General features: G+C 45.1%; 5 protein-coding genes and 1 pseudogene. 5 read left to right on the top strand and 1 reads right to left on the bottom strand.

The window, feature by feature from the left end; translation table 11 throughout:
- Positions 1-61 precede the first annotated feature (61 nt).
- The 5 genes from lrp (at position 62) to serS (ending at position 7,411) form a co-directional block, all read left to right on the top strand.
- On the top strand, positions 62-556 hold the full coding sequence (lrp, locus tag AB4653_RS02440) for a leucine-responsive transcriptional regulator Lrp (protein ID WP_004734558.1): 495 nt from the start codon (positions 62-64) through the stop codon (positions 554-556).
- Positions 557-719: 163 nt separating this feature from the next.
- Positions 720-3,869 carry a DNA translocase FtsK 4TM domain-containing protein gene (locus AB4653_RS02435; protein WP_102257830.1) on the top strand — a complete coding sequence of 1,050 codons (3,150 nt, stop codon included), beginning with the start codon at positions 720-722 and terminating at the stop codon, positions 3,867-3,869.
- 75 nt (positions 3,870-3,944) lie between these two features.
- Positions 3,945-4,541, top strand: coding sequence for an outer membrane lipoprotein chaperone LolA (gene lolA, locus AB4653_RS02430; RefSeq protein WP_009848826.1), 597 nt, complete (start codon positions 3,945-3,947; stop codon positions 4,539-4,541).
- Positions 4,542-4,605: 64 nt separating this feature from the next.
- Positions 4,606-5,961 (top strand): replication-associated recombination protein A, encoded by a 1,356-nt coding sequence (locus AB4653_RS02425; protein WP_032555347.1) that lies wholly within the window; start codon positions 4,606-4,608, stop codon positions 5,959-5,961.
- Positions 5,962-6,103: 142 nt separating this feature from the next.
- A complete protein-coding gene (serS, locus tag AB4653_RS02420; RefSeq protein WP_009848824.1) occupies positions 6,104-7,411 on the top strand; it encodes a serine--tRNA ligase in 1,308 nt (435 codons plus the stop codon).
- Between the two features lie 110 nt (positions 7,412-7,521).
- Here serS and AB4653_RS02415 read toward each other — a convergent pair.
- Positions 7,522-7,919 (bottom strand): annotated as a pseudogene (locus AB4653_RS02415) (response regulator); the annotation flags it as partial.

The following is a 7,919-nucleotide window of genomic DNA, read 5'->3' as shown; positions in this document are numbered from 1 at the left end:
ACTGAATATTAAAAAGTTGTAGTATATTTTTTTGCAAGGAAGTAATAAGGTGGAATAAAAAATGGCAGACAATTATAAGAAGCCGTCCAAGGAACTAGATCGTATTGACCGCAACATTCTTAATGAGTTGCAAAAAGACGGTCGTATCTCAAACGTTGAACTCTCAAAACGAGTAGGACTTTCTCCAACTCCATGTCTTGAGCGTGTTCGTCGTTTAGAGCGTCAAGGTTACATTACTGGGTACACAGCATTGCTGAACCCACAGTACCTTGATGCTTCACTTTTAGTGTTTGTTGAAATTACGTTGAACCGTGGTGCGCCAGATGTGTTCGAACAATTCAACACCGCTGTGCAGAAACTGGATGACATCCAAGAGTGTCATTTAGTGTCGGGTGATTTTGACTATCTTCTAAAAACACGTGTATCTGATATGGGTGCTTACCGTAAGCTACTGGGTGATACGTTACTTCGTCTACCAGGCGTAAACGACACTCGAACTTACGTTGTAATGGAAGAAGTGAAACAAACCAATCAACTTGTGATTAAAACTCGTTAATCACAATTGGTGAAATGAAAGAAAGCGGACATTTGTTCCGCTTTCTTGCTTTCTGGAATTGGGTTTTTCTGTTTGATATGGTTAAATCAACAGTAGTTTCATTGAAACGAGCGGCTATTGCCGCTCGAGATGTTTTTATCCCGTTTAATTATTAAGTTGGTTTATGTTCAAGCAGAGCAGTAATAAAGTAGAAACAATCATTAAAACGAGTGAAGAGCCTCAGTCTCCTCGTTTAAGTGGTTCTCAACGTCTAAAAGAGTGCAGCCTAATTCTAGGTGTTCTCTTCTCTATTCTACTTGCCGTTGCGTTATTAACTTTTAGCCCTGCTGACCCATCATGGTCGCAAACGGCTTGGGGTGGTGATATTCAAAATGCAGGAGGCTACGTAGGTGCATGGTTGGCGGATACGCTTTTCTTTGTGTTTGGTTCTTTAGCTTATCCTTTACCTATCTTGGTGACGGTTGCTGCGTGGGTATTATTCCGTAAACGTAATGAAGATGAGCAGATCGATTTCATGCTGTGGGGTACTCGTTTACTTGGACTGATTGTCCTTATTCTTACTAGCTGTGGTTTAGCGGATATCAACTTCGATGATATTTGGTACTTTTCATCTGGTGGTGTAGTCGGTGATGTATTAACAAGTCTTGCACTTCCAACGCTGAACGTTCTGGGCAGTACGTTGGTTCTTCTTTTCTTATGGGGAGCTGGCTTTACCCTATTAACGGGCATTTCCTGGTTAAGTATTGTTGAATGGTTAGGCGAGTGTGCAATCAAATCCTTTACGTCAGCCGTTAATAAGGCGCGCGGCCAAGATCAAGAGCTGCTTGAACCTCAGTTAACAGAATCGGCAGACCGCGATTTAATCGAAGAACGTCATCAAGAGCCGAGTTACCGTGATGTTCCTGCTTTAGAAGATAACAAAGAATCAAAAGAGCATGATCTACTAGATCCTGCGATGAGCTTCTCAGCGACCAATGAGTCTTCAGGCGAGGCTACAAATGCGCTAGACAGTGCCGCGTCGCCGAAGCGCCATTACAATATTCATATGCCTGTCGATGCGCCAGCGAAGCAAGACGCTTCAGCTCAAGAAGTGTCTGATATTCAACGTCAACCTGAAGTTGAACCTGAGCCGATCCCTGCTGCGCCTGTTTACCAAGCGCCAGAAGAGCCTTTGGAAGAGGGCATTGAGCGCTCGAAGCAGTTGAATGCAACGATAGAGCAGCTAGAGAATGCTGCAATGTATGAAGATGATCTAGCGGCTCAAGAGCAAGTTGACGCACATGAATCTCAGGTTGCGTACCAACAATACATGCAAAACGAACAAGCGGAAGTTAGTCCAACTCATAGTGATTTTGATAGTGCTGAAACAGCAACGGATAGTTCCTCTGAAGTCGAGGGTGAACTCGGTGCAGAAGACGTTCAGCCTGAATCTTTATATGCTTCGCCAGTGGATGAAACAGAAGAAACAATCGAAGAAGGTTCTTCTGTGCAAGCATCTCCGTTTGATATGGCGGAAGAGCAAGATGAACAAGCTTCAGTGTTCCAACCTGTATCGATTGAAGATGTTAATACTGAGCAACAAGAGCCTTTCGCTGCCCAGCAAGGTAATGCGGAGTTTGAACAAGCTAACGAACAAACTGAAGAGCTTGCTGTTGATCTTCCATGGGAAGAGGTCACGGAAGATGAGTCTGCGCACCAAGACCAAGACCAAGACCAAGATGTAGCAGCATTCCAAAATCTGGTATCTGAAGCGCAAGCGAATATGGCGGCGACACAAAACCCGTTCTTGGTACAGCAAGATGTGAATTTGCCCAAACCTGCCGAGCCATTGCCAACACTTGAGCTGTTGTTCCACCCTGAAAAACGTGAAACCTTTATTGACCGCGATGCACTAGAGGCGATTGCTCGTCTTGTTGAATCGAAGCTAGCGGACTACAAGATAAAGGCAGATGTGGTTGATATCTTCCCTGGCCCTGTCATCACTCGATTCGAACTCGATCTGGCTCCTGGCGTGAAAGTGAGCCGTATTTCTGGTCTTTCTATGGACTTAGCGCGTTCACTTTCTGCATTGGCAGTGCGTGTCGTAGAGGTAATACCGGGTAAACCTTATGTTGGTTTGGAATTGCCGAACATGAGCCGTCAAACCGTATTCTTCTCCGATGTGGTAGGTAGCCCTCAGTTCCAAGAAGCGACGTCACCAACGACCGTTGTTCTAGGACAAGATATTGCAGGTGAAGCGGTTATTGCTGATTTATCGAAGATGCCACACGTACTGGTTGCAGGTACCACCGGTTCTGGTAAGTCGGTGGGTGTGAACGTGATGATCTTGAGTATGCTTTACAAGGCATCGCCTGAAGACGTTCGTTTCATCATGATTGACCCGAAAATGTTGGAATTGTCTATCTATGAAGGTATTCCACATCTATTGTCTGAAGTCGTTACCGACATGAAAGATGCGTCTAACGCCCTTCGTTGGTGTGTTGGCGAAATGGAACGTCGTTATAAACTGATGTCGGCACTTGGTGTTCGTAACATTAAAGGCTACAACGACAAATTGAAGATGGCTGCGGAAGCGGGTCACCCAATTCATGATCCTCTGTGGAAACCGGGCGACAGCATGGACCCTGAAGCACCATTATTGGAAAAACTGCCTTACATCGTAGTTGTCGTCGATGAATTCGCCGATTTAATCATGGTAGTGGGTAAGAAAGTTGAAGAATTGATTGCTCGTTTGGCACAAAAAGCACGTGCGGCGGGTGTTCACTTGATCCTAGCGACTCAGCGCCCGTCAGTGGATGTTATTACGGGTCTTATTAAAGCCAATATCCCGACACGTGTAGCCTTTACTGTATCAACCAAAACGGACTCTCGAACGATTCTTGACCAAGGTGGTGCAGAATCATTATTGGGTATGGGTGATATGTTGTACTTGCCACCGGGTTCAAGCCACACAACTCGTGTACACGGCGCATTTGCATCTGATGATGATGTACATGCGGTCGTGAATAACTGGAAAGCACGCGGTAAGCCAAACTATATTGAAGAGATTACTAACGGCGACCAAACCCCAGAAACACTGTTACCAGGTGAGAAAATGGAAGGCGATGAAGAAGTCGATCCTCTGTTTGATCAAGTTGTCGAACACGTTGTCCATTCACGTCGTGGTTCAGTTTCTGGTGTGCAACGTCGATTTAAGATCGGCTACAACCGTGCCGCACGAATTGTTGAGCAATTAGAAGCTCAAGGTATTGTCAGTGCTCCAGGACATAACGGTAACCGAGAAGTCTTGGCGCCCGCGCCACCAAAAGATTAGTTCCAATAGGAACTCATAACTATTCAGTCGGTCAAAACCAAAACATGACCGACTTATGTTCTAACAGGATTATTGATGAAAAAAGTATTCGCACTTTTATTTATGAGCTTCTCAGTATTTGCTTCTCCGAAAGAAGAGTTGAGTAGCCGCTTGTCGCTGAATGCAGGTTTTAGCGCTGACTTTAAACAAGTTGTCACCAGCCCTGACGGTGATGTTGTGATGGAAGGCGAGGGCACAGTAGAGATTGCACGCCCTAGCTTGTTCCGTTGGGAAACGACTTTCCCTGATGAAAACCTATTGGTCTCTGATGGTCAAAGCTTGTGGTACTACAGTCCGTTCATTGAACAAGTGAGCATTTACTGGCAAGAACAAGCCACATCGCAAACGCCATTTGTATTGCTGACTCGTAACCAAGCAAGTGATTGGGATAACTACAATGTTGCGCAAACGGGTAACCAATTTACGCTAACGCCAACGGCTGTGGACTCTAATCAGGGCGATTTCCAGATTAACATCACTGAGAAAGGCATTGTTCAGGGCTTTAATGTGATTGAACAAGACGGCCAAAAAGGTGAGTTTACCTTTAACAATGTTGACTTAGGTAAACCTGCTGCAGACCGCTTTACTTTTGTGGCGCCGGAAGGTGTCGAGGTCGACGACCAAAGAAACTGATCCAAACTGGCAGATCGTTTGGTAGTAAGTCGATAGGTATTGATGCCATCAACGAATCAAGAGATTGCAATTGAGTAATTACAGCTTAGATTTTGCGGGGGACGAAGATTTTCGTCCCCTTGCTGCTCGTATGAGACCTGAAACTGTTGAACAGTATATTGGTCAGCAGCATATATTAGGTCCAGGTAAACCCCTTCGCAGAGCGTTGGAGGCGGGCCATATCCACTCCATGATTTTATGGGGGCCTCCGGGCACCGGTAAAACCACGCTGGCAGAAGTGGCAGCTAATTACGCCAATGCAGAAGTCGAGCGCGTATCTGCGGTGACTTCGGGTGTAAAAGACATTCGTATCGCCATTGAAAAAGCGCGTGAGAACAAGCAAGCAGGGCGTAGAACGATTTTATTTGTGGACGAAGTCCATCGCTTTAACAAAAGTCAGCAAGATGCTTTTCTACCTCATATCGAAGATGGCACGGTTACGTTTATTGGCGCGACGACAGAAAACCCTTCTTTTGAATTGAACAACGCTTTGTTGTCGCGTGCGCGTGTTTACAAATTGACTTCGCTCAATACAGAGGATATTTCTCTCGTCATTCGCCAAGCCATTGAAGATAAACAGCGTGGCCTAGGTGATGTGTCGGCTGATTTTGCTGATAACGTACTAGATCGCCTCGCTGAACTGGTCAACGGTGATGCACGTATGTCGCTCAACTATCTTGAGCTGCTGTATGACATGGCAGAAGACAACGACAAAGGCGAGAAAGCGATAACGTTGCAGTTGTTAGCGGAAGTGGCTGGTGAGAAGGTTGCTCGTTTCGATAATAAGGGGGATATTTGGTACGACCTAATCTCTGCCGTTCACAAATCGATTCGCGGTTCAAACCCTGATGGGGCGTTGTATTGGTCGGCGCGAATGATTGCGGCGGGTTGTGACCCTTTGTATATCGTAAGGCGTTTATTAGCGATTGCTTCTGAAGATATTGGTAATGCTGACCCAAGAGCAATGCAGGTTGCGATGTCGGCTTGGGATTGCTTCACGCGTATTGGCCCTGCAGAAGGGGAGCGTGCGATTGCTCAGGCAGTTGTCTATTTAGCGTGTGCACCAAAGAGTAACGCCGTTTACACCGCTTGGAAGCAAGCCTTAACGGATGCGCATAATCTTCCTGAATATGAAGTGCCTCATCATTTAAGAAATGCACCCACAACTTTGATGAAGGACATGGGCTACGGGCAGGAATACCGTTATGCTCATGATGAACCAGGTGCCTACGCGGCTGGCGAAAAGTATTTACCGCCTGAAATGGGCGAAACACAATACTATTTCCCAACAAAACGAGGCTTAGAGACCAAAATTGGCGAGAAGCTAGATTATCTGGCGGATTTGGACGCAAAAAGCCCACAAAAACGCTATGAAAAGTAGTCTTTTTTGGATATCGTTACCTAGTCATAAAAATTCAATTAAATCGTTACAAATTGGTCGAAATAGCACCAGTTTTAGGGGTTTAGCAGTGATTCAGTAGCAATCTACTGAATATTCAAATAACTAAAGCATAGGATTAGCAATGCTGGATTCTAAATTACTTCGAGCTGAGCTGGATGAAACAGCGGCAAAATTAGCACGTCGAGGCTTCACCCTTGATGTAGAGACAATTCGTGAACTTGAAGAAAAACGTAAGTCCCTTCAGATGAAAACTGAAGAGCTACAAGCGTTACGTAACTCTCGATCGAAGTCCATTGGTCAAGCGAAAGCAAAAGGCGACCATGAAGAAGCTGAGCGTATCCTTGCAGAAGTAGGCAACTTAGGCGCAGAACTAGACCAAGCTAAAGTAACATTGGCTGAGCTTCAATCTGAGCTAGAAGCGATCACAATGTCAATTCCTAACCTACCTGACGCAGAAGTGCCAGATGGTAAAGATGAAGACGACAACGTAGAAGTTTCTCGTTGGGGTCAACCTAAGACTTACGACTTCGAAGTGAAAGATCACGTGGATCTTGGCGAAATGTCTGGCGGTCTTGATTTTGCTAGCGCAGTTAAAATCTCTGGTTCTCGTTTTATCGTGATGAAAGGCAAATTCGCACGTCTACACCGTGCTATTGCTCAGTTCATGCTGGACCTTCACACTGATGAGCACGGCTACACAGAAATGTACGTACCGTACCTAGTGAACCACGATAGCCTATACGGTACTGGTCAACTTCCTAAGTTCGGCGAAGACTTGTTCCACACAAGCCCGCTAACTGAGCAAGTAAGTGATGTACCGCTTAAGACGTTATCGCTTATCCCTACTGCGGAAGTACCGGTAACGAACATGGTTCGTGACACGATTACTGATGAAGCTGAACTGCCACTTAAGATGACAGCTCACACTCCATGTTTCCGTTCTGAAGCGGGTTCTTACGGTCGTGACACTCGTGGTCTTATCCGTATGCACCAATTCGACAAAGTTGAATTAGTACAAATTACTAAGCCAGAAGACTCAATGGCAGCGCTTGAAGAGCTAACAGGTCATGCTGAGAAAGTACTTCAACTTCTAGAGCTTCCTTACCGTAAAGTGATTCTATGTACGGGTGACATGGGCTTCGGTTCTGCGAAAACTTACGACTTAGAAGTCTGGGTTCCAGCACAAGAGACATACCGTGAAATTTCTTCTTGTTCAAACATGTGGGATTTCCAAGCGCGTCGTATGCAAGCTCGTTTCCGTCGTAAAGGCGAGAAGAAACCTGAACTTGTACACACACTTAACGGTTCTGGTCTTGCTGTTGGTCGTACTATGGTTGCTATTCTTGAGAACAACCAAGAAGCAGATGGCCGTATTGCTATCCCAACAGTACTTCAACCATACATGGGCGGCGTAACGCACATCGGCTAATGCCAATTTTGGTTAATCAAATTTAGATTAATCTGACTTGTTAGAATATTTAAAAGGCTTTGCTGTAATGGCAAAGCCTTTTTTGTATGCGGACGTTGTTTAAATAGAAGCTACATATATGAGAAGGCAGCCTCGGAAGTATTGTTTGCTTGTTTCCAGGCCAAGTCTGCTTGCTTACATGCCAGAAGCGCCTTTCGGTAATAGTTTTGATAGTTGTTTTGTGTCAGCTCATCAATCGTATAAAGCTGTGTGATCACTTCGTCACATTGCTTGATGATGGTTAGCACTTGTTTTGCACCCATTGAATCAGGCCAAATAACAGAGAGCAATTTTATCGTATTCATACATACGTTCTTGATCATCGGACATCGTTTATGAATATCTAAGTAAGCCACAAGCACCTGTTTGTAGTCTGACTTTGCTAGTTTGATGCCGATATTCTTCTCTTTGAGCCAGTTCATTTTTGCGGTGTTGCGATGTTTCATCTCAGTGCACATCGTTATCTGAC

The sequence above is a fragment of the Vibrio sp. 10N.222.48.A3 genome, from assembly GCF_041475345.1.
In the GTDB taxonomy this organism is placed as follows: domain Bacteria; phylum Pseudomonadota; class Gammaproteobacteria; order Enterobacterales; family Vibrionaceae; genus Vibrio; species Vibrio tasmaniensis_A.
Note: the sequence above shows the minus strand (reverse complement) of the source record. Positions and strands in the feature narration are given on the sequence as shown.

Coding starts and splice junctions, on each gene's coding strand:
- lrp (WP_004734558.1), top strand. CDS start 62: ATGGCAGACAATTATAAGAAGCCGTCCAAGGAACTAGATCGTATTGAC.
- serS (WP_009848824.1), top strand. CDS start 6,104: ATGCTGGATTCTAAATTACTTCGAGCTGAGCTGGATGAAACAGCGGCA.
- lolA (WP_009848826.1), top strand. CDS start 3,945: ATGAAAAAAGTATTCGCACTTTTATTTATGAGCTTCTCAGTATTTGCT.
- AB4653_RS02435 (WP_102257830.1), top strand. CDS start 720: ATGTTCAAGCAGAGCAGTAATAAAGTAGAAACAATCATTAAAACGAGT.